This window comes from Bradyrhizobium semiaridum (assembly GCF_020329505.1).
Lineage (GTDB): Bacteria > Pseudomonadota > Alphaproteobacteria > Rhizobiales > Xanthobacteraceae > Bradyrhizobium > Bradyrhizobium semiaridum.
The window spans coordinates 36,664-51,620 of record NZ_JAGKJJ010000002.1; the positions used below are offsets into that span (position 1 = coordinate 36,664).

Here is a 14,957-nt window from a genome sequence, read left to right on the forward strand (position 1 = left end):
TCCTCCCCTAATCCAGCCCCATTGCGGCCGGGAGCGCGACTATTTTTCGCCGCCGCGGGTAGTCGACTTGGCGCCGACCAGGTCGGTCAGCTTGATCCGGTCGTATTCGCTCCAGACATTGGCCAGCCAGTGCCGGACGTAGCCGCGCAGCACGAAGGAGTAATTCGCGGCGTCGTCGTTGACGCTTTTGTTGGCGACGAATTTCAGGAACGGAACCGAGGACACCTCGACCTGCTCATAGGCCATTTCGTTGAGCTTGGGGATGGTGAGGTCGGTCGCATCCTTGATCTTGTTGAAATAGGAATTGTAGGTCGATTGGTCCCACTGGAAGAACTGGGTGTCGTTGATGAAGTTCTTCACCAGGTAATACTTCGCGCCGGTCATGAAGCTCGAGGTTTCGGCGATCTCGTCCAGCGATGCGATCGAGGGACCCAATATATGGAACACGGCGAAGGTGATCTGGCCGGAGCGCGCCGCATCGAGGAAGCCGATGTCGCGCAGCGAGGCCAGCGCGGGCGACAGCAGGCCGGCGCGGACGTCGATCACGGTGACCGAGGGTCCCGAGTTCAGCGTATCGAAGATCTTCATCTGGTCCGCGGTCGTCGTCATGTCGACGATCTCGGTGATGTCGGGGTGGAAGCGCTTCAGCGTGCCGCGCGGCGATTCGGTATCGAACGCCCGGGTCTGCACATTGTTGGCACTGAAATAGTCCAGGAGCGTCCGCGAGACGGTGGTCTTGCCGACCCCGCCCTTGTCAGCGCCCACCACGATCACGACCGGTTTTGCCATGGAAGTCCCTTAAAGCGCGCTCCCGATCGCGACGGCGATCGGCAAGTCCCCATATCTGCTTTGGGCGCGAACATGGCAGAAACGAGGGGGAATTCAAATCTTTAAGGCGCCCATGGCTGGTTTGGTGGGGATTTCCTTAATGGATTGAAATGGCTAGCGCTCAATTCAGACGTGCCGGCCCCACGGTCCCTGAAGCGGACCCAGCGAGCCCTGTTGAGGATTGGCGCCCGGCAGCGCCGGCGGGTCGCCCGGTGCCGCGGGCGCATCGCCCCACGGGCCATGCTTGATCGCCGAAGGCGGCTCGCCGCCTGCCGGCGCCTCCGAGGTCTCGTCCGGCAGCGCCAGCGGCCCGGGATCGTGTCCGCCGGCATATTTCACCAACGCATCGACCCGGGACTGCACCGACGGGTGGGTGGCGAACAGGTCGGCAAAGCCCTCGCGCGGGTTGTCGACGCACAGTTCCATCACTGCCGACGTCGCGTCCGGCAACTCGCCGCGGTTCTCGATCTTGCGCAGCGCCGAGATCATCGCGTTGGGGTTTTTCGTCAGCTCGACCGAGCCGGCATCGGCGAGGAATTCGCGCGAGCGCGACAGCGCCAGCTTGACCACTTGCGACAGCAGCCAGGCCAGCATGATCAGCACGACGGCGATGATGATCACGATGATCGCGCCGCCGCCGGAGCCCTTGCTGTCGCGATCCGATGAAGACGAGGATCGGGAGGATGACGACGACCAGCCGCCGCTGCCGCTCGAGTTCCACGACAGATTTGTGAAAACGCGAAAGAACATCTCTCCGAAGAAGCCGACCACGCCGGCGATGATCACGGCGACCACCATCAGCTGCACGTCGCCGTTCTTGATGTGGGTGAGCTCGTGGCCGAGCACGGCCTCGATCTCCTGGTCGTTCAGCGCGTTGAGCAGACCCGTGGTGACGGTGATCGAATATTGCCGCGGGTTCAGTCCGGCCGCGAACGCGTTCAGCGCCGGACTGTCCATGATCTTCAGCTTCGGCATCGGGATGCCGCGCGAGATGCAGAGGTTTTCCAGCAAATTGTACAGCCGCGGCTGCTGCTGCCGCGTGACGCTTTCGCCGCCCGTGACGGCGTCGATCATGTTCTGGTGGAAGAAATAGGCGATCACGATCCAGGCTGCGGCCGCCAGCGTCGCCCAGGGGAGAGCGGAGACGAGGTCGCGCGAGGCCCGCGTCAGGTAGTCGTTGACCGAGCGGCCGCTATCGATCACCACTTCCGCGACCAGCGCGCCGGCATAGACCAGCACGTAGATCAAGAGGAACAGCCCCGCGAGCAGCAGCAGCGAACGAAACTTGTTCGATGCGATATGCGTGTAGAGACCGTAGGCGGCCATGGAGCAGCCTCTCGCCCGAGGAGGTTGCGTGTCTCAGAACTTCACGCTCGGCACGGTCTCGACTTCTGTGCGGCTGGCGCCGAGGTCGAAAAATTCCTTGCGGGTGAAGCCGAACATGCCGGCGAACAGCGCGGCAGGCATTTGCTGGATGCCGGTGTTGTATTCCTGGACCGCGTTGTTGAAGAAGCGGCGGCTGGCGGCGATCTTGTTCTCGATATCGGACAGCTCGGAGGCGAGCTGCTGGAAGTTGGCGTTGGCCTTGAGGTCCGGATAGGCCTCCGACAGCGCGATCAGCCGGCCGAGCGCGCCGGAGAGCTGGTTCTCCGCCGCCGAAACCTGCGCCGGCCCTTGCGCCGACATCGCCGAATTGCGCGCCTTGATCACGTCGTCGAGCGTGCCGCGTTCATGCGAGGCATAGCCTTTCACCGTCTCGACCAGATTCGGAATCAAGTCGTGGCGCTGCTTGAGCTGCACGTCGATGTCGGCAAAGGCCTGCCCGACCCGCTGGCTGAGCGCGACGAGGCGGTTGTAGGCGCCGAACGCAAACAGCACGACAAGGACGATGACGCCGATAACGATCCAGCTGGTCGACATGACGGGCAGCTCCTGATGGGACGAAACGGCGGCACAGTAGCGCAAAACCGCGCATACGGCAGCCCGCCGCGGAAAGGTGGGCATTGCGTTGGTCGGATGATTGCGAAGATTGGTTCAACGCCGTCGTCCCGGCGAAGGCCGGGACCATCAACCGCCGCTATAAGCGGCGGGAATGCGCTGGAGCTCCAGCTCGCTCCAACAACATGCATCGGTGGTTATGGATCCCGGCCCTCGCCGGGACGCCGCAGGGAGTTGGTGTCGACCACATCCCCCCAGCGCCAACGGCGTGCGCGGGCGTAGTCGTCCCTGGCGCGGCGCGGGATCTTTGTCGTCGCGATGCCCTCGGCCGTGCACAGCTTGGCCGCGATCTCGACCTTGCCGACATCGGGCTGCGCCAGCACGCGGGATGGCCGCGCCGTTACCGGTGTCCGGCTCAGCGCGACATAGGCAAAGCGCTCGTCCTCGAATGGCAGCTCGGCGCCCTTGACCTGCTTGTGCGCGCGCGAGCGTTGCAGGCGCTGCGAGAAATGGCACCAGTCGGGCGCGACCAGCGGGCAGGCGCCGTCATGCGGGCAGGGCGCGGCGACATGGGCGCCGGCCGCGATCAATTGCGCGCGGAGCGCGATGATCCGCGCATAGCCGGAAGGCGTGCCCGGCTCGACGACGAGCAGCGTGTCTTTCGTCCTCGACCACAGGGCGTCCGCCAATGAAGCGCGCTCGGCATCGCCGATCTCGCCGATCATGTAGCTGGCGACGACGAGGTCGGCGGGCTCGGCTTGCGCAAGCAGTGCGCGCGCTTGGCCGAGCCGATAGCCGATGTCGTTCAGCCGCCTGCTGTCGCCACACAGCTCCTGCGCCAGCGTTCGCAACGCGCCGTTGGCGTCGAGCAGGGTGAAATGCTGCAACGAGGCGAAAGCCTCGGCGGCGGCCCAGGTCGCAGTTCCCGGGCCGGCGCCAACGTCAAGCAGGGTCGTTGGCGCGAAGTCCGGCCGCATCTCGGTGAATGCGTTGAGGCTCGCCACGACGGCGGCATAGGTTGCCGGCATTCGCGCCAGTGCGTAGGCCAGCGCATCGGTCTCAGTCCTGATCGTGCCGGAGCCGCCGCCCTCCCGATAGGTCTGCGAGATCACGGCCGCACGGCTCGCAGCGTCGCTGCGCGACAGGCCTTCGAGGCGCGCATTGAGTGAGGCGCGAAGTTCGGCCGGGAGATCGGGTGAGGTCATGCGCCGTACCTTGCCACGTCATTGCCAGCCAAGCGAAGCAATCCATCGCGCTGCATGCACGGAAAGATGGATTGCTTCGTCGCTTCGCTCCTCGCAATGACGGGGCCAGCGGGCCCCGTTGCAAGCTTAAAGGAGACCGGTGTCGGCCCTACGCCACGTTTTGGTCGAGAATATCCACCGCGCCCTGCAGGTCGACGGAGACCAGCTGCGAGACGCCACGTTCGGCCATGGTGACGCCGAACAGCCGGTTCATCCGCGCCATCGTGATCGGGTTGTGCGTGATGATGATGAAGCGCGTCTCGGTCGACCCGGTCATCTCGTTGAGGAGGTCGCAGAACCGTTCGACGTTGTGGTCGTCGAGCGGCGCGTCGACTTCGTCCAGCACGCAGATCGGCGACGGGTTGGTGAGGAACACCGCGAAGATCAGCGCCAGCGCGGTCAGCGCCTGCTCGCCGCCCGACAGCAGCGACAGCGTCTGCGGCTTCTTGCCCGGCGGCTTGGCGATGATTTCGAGGCCGGCCTCGAGCGGGTCCTCGCTCTCGATCAGGTGTAGCGCGGCCTCGCCGCCGCCGAACAGCTGGGTGAACAGCCGCTTGAAGTGCTCGTTGACGGTCTCGAACGAGGTCAGCAGCCGCTCGCGGGCCTCGCGGTTGAGGCTCTGGATGCCCTGGCGCAGCCGCTTGATCGCCTCGACGAGGTCGTCGCGCTCGGTCGCCAGCGCGGTGTGCTGGGTCTCGACCTCCTTCAGCTCTTCCTCGGCGCGCAGGTTGACGGCGCCGAGGCGCTCGCGATCGCGGCGCAGCTTTTCCAGCTCTTCCTCGATCTGGCCGACCGGCGGCAGTTCGGCACCGGGCTCGATCTCGGCCATCGCGGCGACCGCGTTCGGCTCGACCTCGAGCATGTCGTGGATCTCGCGCTCGATATCGGCGAGGCGGCGGCGGGTGCCTTCCATGCGCTCCTCGGCGCGCGCTGTGCTCTCGCGGGCGCTGGAGAGCGCCTCGAGCGAGGCCTTGGCGAGGCGGTCGGTCTCCGCCATCGCGGCTTCGGCGGTGGCGAGCGCGTCCGCGGCGATGCGGCGGTCGCCTTCGGCGTGCTCGATCTCCGTGATCAGCGCGCTGCGCTTCTCGGCGAACACTTCCGGCGCGTTGGCTAGTTCCTCGCGCTCGATCGACACCTCGGCGATGCGCGCCTCGATGGTGCCGACCTGCGAGGCGGCGCTGGTCTTGCGGGTCTGCCACTCGTTGCGCTCGGCGAGGATCGCCTGCACGCGCCGGTCGGCGAGCTCGGCCTCGCGGGCGAGCGCCTGCGCCTCGGCGCGCACTTGCGCCGCGGCGCGGCGCTGGTTCTCGATCTCGGCGCGCACCGCGGCGAGCTGCGCCTCAGTCTCGATACCGGGCGGCAATTCGCTCAGCGCAGCGACGGCGCTCTCATGCGCGGCTTCCGCCTCGGCGCGGTCGGCAGCGAGGCGGGTGTGGGCTTCGGTCAGCGCCGATTTGCGCGTGGCGTGGCGGTTGATCTCGCGCTCAGTCGCGGCGTGGCGCTCGCGCGCGGCATCGGCCTCGCGGCGGGCGGCGCGGACGGCCTCGCGGGACGCACCCTCGGCAGCGGAGGCCGACCGCAGCTCCATCTCGGCGGCCTCCAGCGCCTGGCGCTTGGCGGCGGCATCGATGCGGGCCTGCTCCAGCTCCTGCTCGATATCGACGAGGCGGGCGCGCTCGGCGAGGCGGCGTGCGGCCCCGGTCGGCGCATGGGCGCCGGCGACGAAACCGTCCCATCGCCAGACGTCGCCCTCAAGCGACACCAGCCGCTGGCCGGTCTTGAGCTGCGACACCAGCGCGGCCCCGCGCTCCTTCGACACCACGCCGATCTGCGCCAGGCGGCGCGCCAGCTCCGGCGGCGCCTGCACATGGTCGGCGAGCCGCTCGACGCCGTCGGGCAGCGACGGATCGTCGCCGACGGCGCCGACATTGGTCCAGCGCATCGGCGCCGAGGGATCGACCGGCGCGTCGAGATCGTCGCCGAGCACGGCGCCGATCGCCTTCTCATAACCCTTGGCGACCGTGATGCCGTCGATGATCGGCGGCCACAGATTCTTGGTCTCGCTGTTGACCAGCTTTGAGATGGTGCGGGCTTCGGTCTCCAGCCGCTGCACGCGCTTCTCCGCTTCCGTCAGCGGATTGCGCGACGATTCCAGCGTCTGGCGGGCCGCCGCGTGATGGGCTTCGCTGGCCTGCACCGCGGCCTCGGACTCGGCGAGCGCCTGCTGCGCCATCTCCATGGCGGAGGCCAGCGCATCGATGTCGCCGAGACTGCCGGTCTCCTGCGCCAGCTTTTCTTCCTCGGCCGCGACGTTCGCGATCTCCTGATCGAGCCGTGCCAGCCGGTCGCGATGGGTGCGCACGCCGGCTTCGAGCTGGTTGCGCTTGGCGGTGAGGTCGGCGAGTTCGGTGGTCAGTTCGGTGAACTGGCGCTCGGTCGCGGCCAGGATCGCCTCGGCCTCGGCGACGCGCTCGTCGACGCCGGAGCGCTTCTCGACACGCGACTTGATCTCTTCCTTCAGCTCGGCGTCTTCGGTATCGAGCCGCAGCAAGGCGACGTCGGCATCCGAGGTCTGCTGCTGCTCGCGGGCGATGTCGGCGGCGAACTGGGTGAGGCGGCGATCGAGCTCGCTGACGCGCTCCTTGGCGCGCTGCTCCTCGCGATCGAGCAGCTCGCGGGCGTTGGTCAGGCGCTGCAGGGCGGCGGCGGCGCGCGCTTCGGCATCGCGCAGCGCGGGCAGTTCGGAGGCGCGGATCGCCTGGATGCGGGCGGCCTCGGCCTGCTCGCGGGTCCGCTCCGCCATCTCGCGCACCGAGACATCATGCGTGTGCGCGGCGTCGTTGACGTCGGCATTGGCCTCGATCCAGCGCAGGTGGAACAGCATCGCCTCGGACTTGCGCACCTTGGCCGCGACCTCGCGGTAGCGAATCGCCTGGCGGGCCTGCTTCTTCAGCCCTTCCATCTGGCCCGTGAGCTGGCCGATCACGTCCTCGACACGGGTGAGGTTGGTTTCGGCCGCCTTCAGCCGCAGTTCCGCCTCGTGGCGGCGGGCATGCAGGCCGGCGACGCCGGCGGCGTCTTCCAGCACCCGGCGGCGCTGCTCGGGCTTGGCCTGGATGATCTCGCCGATCTTGCCCTGGTGGACGAGGGCCGGCGAACGCGCGCCGGTGGCGGCGTCGGCGAACAGGATCTGCACGTCGCGGGCGCGCACGTCGCGGCCGTTGATCCGGTAGACCGAGCCGGCTTCGCGCTCGATGCGGCGGGAGATTTCCAGCAGCTGGCTGTCGTTCATCGCCGCCGGCGCGCTGCGATCGGAATTGTCGATCGTCATCACGACTTCGGCGTGGTTGCGCGCCGGGCGGTTGCCGGAACCGGCGAAGATCACCGCGTCCATGTCGGCGGCGCGGAGCGATTTGTGCGAGGTCTCGCCCATCGCCCAGCGCAGCGCTTCGACGAGGTTGGATTTGCCGCAGCCGTTCGGTCCGACCACACCGGTGAGACCCGGTTCGATCATGAAGTCGGTAGGTTCAACGAACGACTTGAAACCGTGAAGGCGGAGGCGCGTGAGCTTCATGTACACAAATCTCGCTTGGCCGGGCGCGAATCTCCCTGCCGTGACAGTACCATAGAAGGCAATGTCGGTGTGTGGGTGAGTTGCTGCATGCAGCTCTCATGGGGTGCGACAATGGCGAGGCCCGCGCGCGAGGGCAACCGCCAGAGGCGGCTTTTCCCAAGGGATTTGCTGCGGTTTTGCGATCCCTGCATGTCGCAAAAGATTCGGCGCGTGCGAATCAAGTTTTCAACAACGAAATAACGCGACGGCGTGCGCAGCGCTCGTAAGTCATCCACAATTATCGTGCGGGCACGACGTTGTCGGCGCGACGTGACCGACGTTCGAGTACTTGGGGTAATGGGTCCTAGCTTTCGCCAGGACGACATCGAGTTGGGTTCGCCAGCGTCTCGATCAGCTCTTCAGCAGCGGATCGATCTTCTTGCTGAACTCCTCGAACGAGGTCTCGCCCTTCAGCACCTCGCCGTTGACGAAGAAGGTCGGCGTCGAGTTCACCTTCAGCACGTCGTTGGCGTATTTCTGGTCGGCGGCGATCTTGTCGAGCAGCTTCTGGTCCTTCAGGCAATCCTCGACCTGCTGCTGGCTGAGGCCGGCCTGCTTGCCGATCCGCGTCAGGGTCTCGGTGGTGTTCTTGACCACCCAGTCGTTCTGCTGGCGGAACAATAAGTCGATCACGGCGAAGTATTTCGGACCGTCGTCCTTGGCGATGCAGCGCGCCAGCATCGAGCCGGCGGCGGCCTTGATGTCGAGCGGGAATTCGCGGAACACGTAGCGGACCTTGCCGGTGTCGATGTACGCCGCCTTGAGCTTCGGGAACACGGTCTCGTTGAAATTGGCGCAATGCGGGCAGGTCATCGAGGCGTATTCGGTGATGGTTACCTTGGCATCCTGCGGGCCGAGCGCCATGTCGGGCAGCGACTGCGGCTTGGCGACGTCGGCGGCGGTCTGCGCAAACGCCTCCGAGATCAGGCGCAGCGGCGAGAGGCCGGCGAGGGCGGCAAGCCCGGTCAGCGAGAGAGCGGTGGTGAAGGCGCGGCGCGTGATGATCAAGGTCTGCTCCCGGATTGGCGCATGCGTACCCTGCAAAAGGGTCCTGAAACGAAGCCTTCGCTAGCTTGAAACGACCATGGTGGCAATGGCGGGTTCCCGCGGCGGAGCCGGCGAAAAGCGTCAATTTCGCTTGATCGTGGCGCCCAGCCGGGCGAGCGCCGCGCGCAGCTCGTCATCCTCAACCGCCTTGAGGTTCTCGGCCTCCCGGGCCACCGCTTTAGCGTCCGGCGCGCGCGGCCGCACCACGCGGTCGCGGCGGGTCAACGGGGCTTGGCGGATGGTGAGCCGCCCCACGGCGTGCCAGCCGAAAAACCGGTTCACCCGTTCCAGGATGACGTCCGAGGAGTGCTGGATCTCCAGCGCCATCGGCCCCTCGACCCGCAGCACCAGCGTCGCCGGCTCCTGCGGCTGTCCCTCCACCGGCCGCGGCCACTGCATCTTCAGCGGCTCGCAATAGGCCGCGATCCGCTCGCCCGCGATCTCGCTCCAGCGCGTCACCAGCTCGCGCGCGGCAAAGCCCTGTTTTGCGTAGGCATCGGTGAAGACGTCGCTGAGCAGGATGGACAGGGGCTTTGCGCCGATCGGGCCGGGTTTGGACATGGGTGGGGTTATAGCACTGCGCCGATCGTGTACGGAACGTTCCTGCCGTCCCGGCGGGGCCGGCCATCCACGTCTAACCTGACAGCACAAAGAAAGACGTGGATGCTTAGGGCAAGCCCGGGCATGACGGGGAGAGATTTGTCCTAAAGTAGGTCTATGAGTTCTCGAGCCACCGCCAAGACGAAACAGATCGACGCCTCCGACCGTCCCGCGCGGCTGCTGGCCTGGTACGACCGGCATCGCCGCAAGCTGCCGTGGCGGGCGCCGGCGGGGGAATTGAGTGACCCGTACCGGGTGTGGCTGTCGGAGGTCATGCTGCAGCAGACCACGGTGCGGGCGGTCGGGCCGTATTTCGAAAAGTTCGTGACGCGCTGGCCGGATGTGTCGGCGCTCGGCCGCGCCTCGCTCGATGATGTGCTCCGGATGTGGGCCGGGCTCGGCTACTACTCGCGGGCGCGCAACCTGCATGCCTGCGCGGTCGCGGTGCTCAGTGATCACGGCGGCGTGTTCCCGGATACCGAGGAGGGTCTCCGCGCGTTGCCCGGCATCGGTCCCTACACGGCGGCAGCGATCGCAGCGATCGCGTTCGACCGCCGCACCATGCCGGTGGACGGCAACATCGAGCGCGTGGTCTCGCGGCTCTACGCGGTCGAACACGCGCTGCCGCAGGCCAAACCGCTGATCCAACGCATGGCCGCGACCTTGCTCGGCTCGCCCCGTCCCGGCGACGAGAGAACTCGCGCCGGCGACAGCGCGCAAGCCTTGATGGACCTCGGCGCCACGATCTGCACGCCGAAGAAGCCGGCCTGCGCGTTGTGTCCGTTGCATGAGGATTGCGCGGCGCGGACGCGCGGCGATCAGGAGAGTTTTCCGCGCAAGGCGCCGAAGAAGAGCGGCACGTTGCGCCGCGGCGCCGCTTTCGTGGTGACGCGCGGTGGCGAGTTGCTGGTGCGCTCGCGCCCGGACAAGGGCCTACTCGGCGGCATGACCGAGGTGCCGGGATCGGAATGGCTCGCGGGCCAGGACGACGCGGCGGCGCTGGCTCAGGCGCCCGCGCTTAGGGGCGTCGTCCGCTGGCACCGCAAGGCCGGCGTGGTCAGCCATGTGTTCACGCATTTCCCGCTGGAACTCGTGGTCTACACGGCCGGTGTTCCGCCGCGGACCCGCGCGCCCGACGGTATGCGCTGGGTGCCGATTGCGACGCTCGATGACGAGGCGTTTCCCAACGTCATGCGAAAAGTCATCGCCCACGGCCTCGATCTCTAGCGTTGTCTCTCCTGCTGACACCATGCTGGCAGCAGGGCCCGGCTATCACCGTGGACAAACGGAGGCCGCCATGATCGCAACCGCGCTCGACCACATTCCGATGCCACCTGTAGCAAAACTGCTCGGCTGGCGCCTCGTCGACGCCCGTCCGCAGGACGGCTGGATCAAGATGGCCTTCGACGGCAAACCGGATTTCTGCAATCCAGCCGGCTTCATCCAGGGCGGCATCCTGTCCTCGATGCTCGACGACACGATGGGGCCGGCGGTGTTCGTGATGACCGACGGCAGGCTGTTCACCACGACCATCACGATGACCGTGAATTTCCTGGCGCCCGCAAAGCCCGGACCGATCACCGGTGAGGCCACGGTGACGCAGCTCGGCAAGACCATTGCGTTCGTCGAGGGACGGCTGACCGCCGACGACGGCACGCCGCTCGCGACCGCGACCAGCAGCATCCGCCTGGTGGAAGCGGCGCGGGCGCTGCGCTAGGCACGCGTCCCACCCAACGCGTCCCGTCACCCTGAGAGGGTGTGAAGCTTTGTCCCACCCACCGCTGTCATCGCCCGGCCTGTGCGCAATTGCGCACATGGGCCGGGCGATCCAGTACGCCGCGGCCTATCGGTTCAATAACGACTGTCTCTGGAATACTGGATCGCCCGGTCAAGTGTTCAAGCCGGGCGATGACACCAAGCAAGTTGAGCAGGCCAATCCGTCATCGCCGCGCAAAGGCGGAGCCTTTGCATGGGTCGGGGAGCGAGCTCAGTTCAAAAGGTCCCAGCGAGGCACGATCGGCGGTTTGGCGTTCAGCCCCTCGACCTGGAAGCCGGCGACGCGCTTGTAGTTGGCCGCGATGTCTTCCAGTTCCTGCTGCGACAGCACGTCGGTGACCACGCCGAAGCCGTCGGGCGCGCGCTCCTCGACCAGCTGCATCACCTGCTCCGGCCCGTTGCGGCGGTTCAGCATCACGAGGTCGGTCGTCGCCGGCCGGCGCTCGGCCTCATAGGCGGTGAGCGCGGCCTGCGTCGGGCCGTGCGCCAACACCTCTCGCGTCAGCACGCGCGCATCGAGGATCGCCTGCGAGGCGCCGTTGGAGCCGATCGGATACATCGGATGCGCGGCGTCGCCCATCAGCGTGACGCGGCCGAAGGTCCATTGCGGGATCGGGTCGCGGTCGACCAGCGGATACTCGTAGGCGTGCGGGCAGTTCCTGATCAGGCCGGGCACGTCGAGCCAGTCGAAATTCCAGCTCTCGAACCACGGCAGGAACTCGTCGAGCTTTGCGGTGCGGTTATAGTCCTCGCGGCGCCATTGATAGGTCGGCGGCATGTGCCGCTCGGCGACCCAGTTGATATCGAACTTGCCGTCGGCGCCGGCCTGCTTCGAGATCGGGTAGCAGACGAATTTCAGGATCTCGTGGCCGGCCATGATCATGGTGCGGCCGGTCAGGAAGGCATTGGCGCGGGTGATGCCGCGCCAGAGGATGCGGCCGTTCCAGATCGGCGGCCCCTCGTGCGGATAGAGTTTTTCGCGCACCGCCGAATGGATGCCGTCGGCCGCGATCAAGATGGCGCCGTCGTAACTGCCCGCCGGCTTGCCGGTGGCGCGGTCGATGAACTCGGCGCGGACGCCGTCGGCGGTCTCGGTCCAGCCGGTGAGGTGATGGCTGGTGAGGATGTTCTCTCGCCCCAGCCGTTCGGTCGCGGCGTCCAGCAGGATCTGCTGCAGCCGGCCGCGATGGATCGAGAATTGCGGCCATTTGTAGCCGGCCTCGAGCCCGCGCGGCTCGCTCCAGATCGGCTTGCCGTGTTTTGAAAAGTAGGCGAGTTCGCGCGTGCGGACGGCCAGGGCGTCGAGCTGATCGTGCAGCCCGAGCTCGATCAGCTCGCGCACCGCATGCGGCAGCACGTTGATGCCGACGCCGAGCGGCTTCAGCTCGGGCACGCTCTCGAACACGCGGCAGGGCACACCGATCTGGTGCAGGCTGAGCGCCAGCGTCAGCCCGCCGATTCCGCCGCCCGCGATGAGTACAGTCATGAGAAATCCTCTTCGATCGGCCATGGTCATGACATGACAGCGCGGCGGTGGGCAACCGCGAAAGGTTGCGGGGGATGGACGGCAATCGGTCGCGCCGATAGTCTCCGCCGCGTCAGAACAACGACCAGAGCCGGGTTCTGTATGAACCGACAAGGCTCGGAGAGGACCGCAATATGCTCAAGCTCTACTACGTCCCCGGCACCTGCGCGCTCGCGTCCCACATCGCGCTGGTCGAGGCCGGCGCGTCCCATACGGTCGAGCGGCTCGACTTCAAGACCAACCAGCAGAACAGCCCGGAATATCTCAAGATCAATCCGAAGGGCCGGGTGCCGACGCTGGTGACGGATCGCGGCGTGCTGACCGAGACGCCGGCGATCCTGGCCTACATCGCGCAGAGCTTTCCGCAGGCCAAGCTGGCGCCGCTCGACGACGTCTTCGAGTTCGCCAGGGTGCAGGCGTTCAACTCCTATCTCTGCTCTACCGTCCATGTGAACCACGCCCACAAGGGGCGCGGCTATCGCTGGGCGACGCAGGAGACCTCGTTTGCTGATATGAAGTCGATGGTGTCGAAGACCATGGCCGCGAGCTTCGGCCTGATCGAGCGCGACATGCTGAAGGGGCCGTGGGTGATGGGCGACAGCTACACGGTCTGCGATCCCTATCTCTACACGCTGACCACCTGGCTCGACGGCGACGGCGTCGACATCGCGACCCTGCCGAAGGTGAAGGCGCACAAGGAACGGATGGAGCAGCGGCCGGCCGTGCAGAAGGTGCTGGCCGAGCAGAAGGGCGGATAGCGCTAATCGCACACTCAGAGTCGTCCCGGCGAAGGCCGGGACGACGTGGGGAGGGAGTTCGTCGAATCTACTTCTTCCGCGCCTCCAGCTCCCGTCCGGTCTCCAGCATCAGCTTGCGCAGCCAGATCGAGCCGGGGTCCATCTGCGCCCGCGTCGGATAGAACATGTACTGCTCGTCGATCCCCGGATCGAGCGGCGGCGTCACCGTCGTCAGCGACAGTTGTCTGGACAATGCCGAGATCAGCCGCCGCGGCACGAAGGCGACGAGGTCGGTGCGCGCGGTGACGTGCAGCGCCTCGATATAGCCGGGCACCACCAGCGCGATCCGCCGCTCGATGCCCTTGGTGCGCAGCCAGCTGTCGATCAGGTCCTCGTTCTGGCCGCGGATGATCACAGCGACATGCCGCGCGGCGAGGAACGCCTCGCGCTGCTTCAGCTTTTCGCCAGCCGGATAACCGCGGCGCACCGCGAGCGCGTCGCTGTCGGTGTAGAGCAACTGGCGATGAAAGCCCTTGAAGGAGTTGCCGATCGAGATCACGACGTCGATGGTGCGGGCAAATTCCGGGGCAAAGATTGCAGGTCCCCGCCACGGCACCACGTCGATGGTGACGCTTGGCGCCAGCCGCGTCACCTTCTCCATCAGCGGCGGCATCAACAGCTCGACCGCGAGGTCCGGCATCATCAGGCGGAAATGCCGCTCGCTGCTCTTAGCGTCGAACTCGTCGGGCACGAACAGCGCGCGCACCTGGTCGAGCGCGTGTGCCAGCGGCGCGCGCAAAGCCTGGGCCCGCGGCGTCAGCTCCATTCGCGCCCCGTTGCGCACCAGCAAGGGATCGCCGAGCAGATCGCGCAAGCGTTGCAGCGCGTGGCTGGTCGCCGGCTGCGACAGATGCAGGCGCATCGCGGCGCGGCTGACGCTTGTTTCCTTCAGCAGCGCGTCGAGCGCGACCAGCAGGTTGAGGTCGAGTGAATTCAAATTCATCAGATGAATATATATCATATCAACTATCGATTGGAAGAATGTGCACGGGCGCGGCAAGGATGTCTCACCAACCCCGTCGATGGAGAGCCGCCATGAGCGCAGCCGATAACAAGAAACTGGTGCAGGAGATGTTCGCGATCGCCGGCGATCCCGATCCCGCGGTGCGCGAGAAATCGCTGTTCATGGCCTCGCTCGCCGACGACGCGGTCTGGACCGTGACTGGGCAGTATTCCTGGTCGCGCAGCTTCACCGGCAAGCAATCGATCATGACCGACCTGCACGGCCATGTCCGTTCAAAGCTGGTCGAGCGCGGCCGCACCATCGCCCATCGCATCGTTGCCGACGGCGACATCGTCGTGGTCGAGGCCAAGGGCGACAACCTGACCAGGGAGGGGCAGCGCTACGACAATGACTACTGCCTGGTGTTCCGCTTCGACGGCGGCCGGATCAAGGAAGTGCGGGAGTATTGCGACTCGGCGCTGACCGAGAAGGCGCTGGGCCCGTTCCCGGCGGCCGCGGTGCGGGCGGCAGGCTGAGCCGTTGATGAGCATCTTGGCGGCCCGACAGGGCCAAGCTGTATTGGCCGCCATGAGCGCCTACCTAGGGTGGGCACAGCGCTTACGCGCCTTTGCCCACCCTGCGCAGC

At 66.5% G+C, this 14,957-nt stretch carries 13 protein-coding genes; 4 read left to right on the top strand and 9 right to left on the bottom strand.

Going from position 1 to position 14,957, the window contains the following annotated elements; genetic code table 11:
- Nucleotides 1-39 precede the first annotated feature (39 nt).
- The 7 genes from J6500_RS02550 to J6500_RS02580 all read right to left on the bottom strand — a co-directional run bounded on the left by J6500_RS02550 (nucleotide 40) and on the right by J6500_RS02580 (nucleotide 9,231).
- Entirely contained in the window at nucleotides 40-789 is a 750-nt protein-coding gene (locus J6500_RS02550; RefSeq protein ID WP_225711096.1) for a P-loop NTPase family protein, read from the bottom strand.
- A 165-nt stretch (nucleotides 790-954) separates the two neighbouring features.
- Nucleotides 955-2,154 carry a M48 family metallopeptidase gene (locus J6500_RS02555; protein WP_225711097.1) on the bottom strand — a complete coding sequence of 400 codons (1,200 nt, stop codon included), beginning with the start codon at nucleotides 2,152-2,154 and terminating at the stop codon, nucleotides 955-957.
- 33 nt (nucleotides 2,155-2,187) lie between these two features.
- Nucleotides 2,188-2,748, bottom strand: a complete 561-nt coding sequence (locus J6500_RS02560; protein ID WP_225711098.1) for a LemA family protein — start codon at nucleotides 2,746-2,748, stop codon at nucleotides 2,188-2,190.
- Nucleotides 2,749-2,963: 215 nt separating this feature from the next.
- Complete coding sequence (locus tag J6500_RS02565) at nucleotides 2,964-3,971, bottom strand: small ribosomal subunit Rsm22 family protein (protein WP_225711099.1); 1,008 nt, start codon at nucleotides 3,969-3,971, stop codon at nucleotides 2,964-2,966.
- Between the two features lie 148 nt (nucleotides 3,972-4,119).
- Nucleotides 4,120-7,584 carry a chromosome segregation protein SMC gene (gene smc, locus J6500_RS02570; RefSeq protein WP_225711100.1) on the bottom strand — a complete coding sequence of 1,155 codons (3,465 nt, stop codon included), beginning with the start codon at nucleotides 7,582-7,584 and terminating at the stop codon, nucleotides 4,120-4,122.
- A gap of 390 nt (nucleotides 7,585-7,974) precedes the next feature.
- Nucleotides 7,975-8,631 carry a DsbA family protein gene (locus tag J6500_RS02575; protein WP_225711101.1) on the bottom strand — a complete coding sequence of 219 codons (657 nt, stop codon included), beginning with the start codon at nucleotides 8,629-8,631 and terminating at the stop codon, nucleotides 7,975-7,977.
- A 120-nt stretch (nucleotides 8,632-8,751) separates the two neighbouring features.
- Nucleotides 8,752-9,231: a DUF721 domain-containing protein gene (locus J6500_RS02580; protein ID WP_225711102.1), complete on the bottom strand. Its 480-nt coding sequence runs from the start codon at nucleotides 9,229-9,231 to the stop codon at nucleotides 8,752-8,754.
- Between the two features lie 156 nt (nucleotides 9,232-9,387).
- Here J6500_RS02580 and mutY point away from each other — a divergent pair, with 156 nt between their 5' ends.
- Together mutY and J6500_RS02590 are read left to right on the top strand one after the other, a co-directional pair.
- Nucleotides 9,388-10,497 carry an A/G-specific adenine glycosylase gene (gene mutY / locus J6500_RS02585; RefSeq protein ID WP_225711103.1) on the top strand — a complete coding sequence of 370 codons (1,110 nt, stop codon included), beginning with the start codon at nucleotides 9,388-9,390 and terminating at the stop codon, nucleotides 10,495-10,497.
- A gap of 70 nt (nucleotides 10,498-10,567) precedes the next feature.
- Nucleotides 10,568-10,987, top strand: coding sequence for a PaaI family thioesterase (locus J6500_RS02590; RefSeq protein WP_225711104.1), 420 nt, complete (start codon nucleotides 10,568-10,570; stop codon nucleotides 10,985-10,987).
- Nucleotides 10,988-11,257: 270 nt separating this feature from the next.
- Here J6500_RS02590 and J6500_RS02595 read toward each other — a convergent pair whose 3' ends face one another.
- On the bottom strand, nucleotides 11,258-12,532 hold the full coding sequence (locus J6500_RS02595; protein WP_225711105.1) for a flavin-dependent oxidoreductase: 1,275 nt from the start codon (nucleotides 12,530-12,532) through the stop codon (nucleotides 11,258-11,260).
- A gap of 173 nt (nucleotides 12,533-12,705) precedes the next feature.
- Between J6500_RS02595 and J6500_RS02600 the strand changes: the two genes are divergently transcribed.
- A complete protein-coding gene (locus J6500_RS02600; RefSeq protein ID WP_225711106.1) occupies nucleotides 12,706-13,329 on the top strand; it encodes a glutathione S-transferase family protein in 624 nt (207 codons plus the stop codon).
- 67 nt (nucleotides 13,330-13,396) lie between these two features.
- Here J6500_RS02600 and J6500_RS02605 read toward each other — a convergent pair whose 3' ends face one another.
- Nucleotides 13,397-14,311, bottom strand: a complete 915-nt coding sequence (locus J6500_RS02605) for a LysR family transcriptional regulator (RefSeq protein ID WP_225711107.1) — start codon at nucleotides 14,309-14,311, stop codon at nucleotides 13,397-13,399.
- Nucleotides 14,312-14,403: 92 nt separating this feature from the next.
- Between J6500_RS02605 and J6500_RS02610 the strand changes: the two genes are divergently transcribed.
- On the top strand, nucleotides 14,404-14,847 hold the full coding sequence (locus J6500_RS02610; protein WP_225711108.1) for a nuclear transport factor 2 family protein: 444 nt from the start codon (nucleotides 14,404-14,406) through the stop codon (nucleotides 14,845-14,847).
- Nucleotides 14,848-14,957 lie beyond the last annotated feature (110 nt).

What these genes read in the sequence shown, in the direction of transcription:
- J6500_RS02550 (WP_225711096.1), bottom strand. Translation starts at nt 789, where the DNA reads ATGGCAAAACCGGTCGTGATCGTGGTGGGCGCTGACAAGGGCGGGGTC.
- J6500_RS02555 (WP_225711097.1), bottom strand. Translation starts at nt 2,154, where the DNA reads ATGGCCGCCTACGGTCTCTACACGCATATCGCATCGAACAAGTTTCGT.
- J6500_RS02560 (WP_225711098.1), bottom strand. Translation starts at nt 2,748, where the DNA reads ATGTCGACCAGCTGGATCGTTATCGGCGTCATCGTCCTTGTCGTGCTG.
- J6500_RS02565 (WP_225711099.1), bottom strand. Translation starts at nt 3,971, where the DNA reads ATGACCTCACCCGATCTCCCGGCCGAACTTCGCGCCTCACTCAATGCG.
- smc (WP_225711100.1), bottom strand. Translation starts at nt 7,584, where the DNA reads ATGAAGCTCACGCGCCTCCGCCTTCACGGTTTCAAGTCGTTCGTTGAA.
- J6500_RS02580 (WP_225711102.1), bottom strand. Translation starts at nt 9,231, where the DNA reads ATGTCCAAACCCGGCCCGATCGGCGCAAAGCCCCTGTCCATCCTGCTC.
- mutY (WP_225711103.1), top strand. Translation starts at nt 9,388, where the DNA reads ATGAGTTCTCGAGCCACCGCCAAGACGAAACAGATCGACGCCTCCGAC.
- J6500_RS02590 (WP_225711104.1), top strand. Translation starts at nt 10,568, where the DNA reads ATGATCGCAACCGCGCTCGACCACATTCCGATGCCACCTGTAGCAAAA.
- J6500_RS02595 (WP_225711105.1), bottom strand. Translation starts at nt 12,532, where the DNA reads ATGACTGTACTCATCGCGGGCGGCGGAATCGGCGGGCTGACGCTGGCG.
- J6500_RS02600 (WP_225711106.1), top strand. Translation starts at nt 12,706, where the DNA reads ATGCTCAAGCTCTACTACGTCCCCGGCACCTGCGCGCTCGCGTCCCAC.
- J6500_RS02605 (WP_225711107.1), bottom strand. Translation starts at nt 14,311, where the DNA reads ATGAATTTGAATTCACTCGACCTCAACCTGCTGGTCGCGCTCGACGCG.
- J6500_RS02610 (WP_225711108.1), top strand. Translation starts at nt 14,404, where the DNA reads ATGAGCGCAGCCGATAACAAGAAACTGGTGCAGGAGATGTTCGCGATC.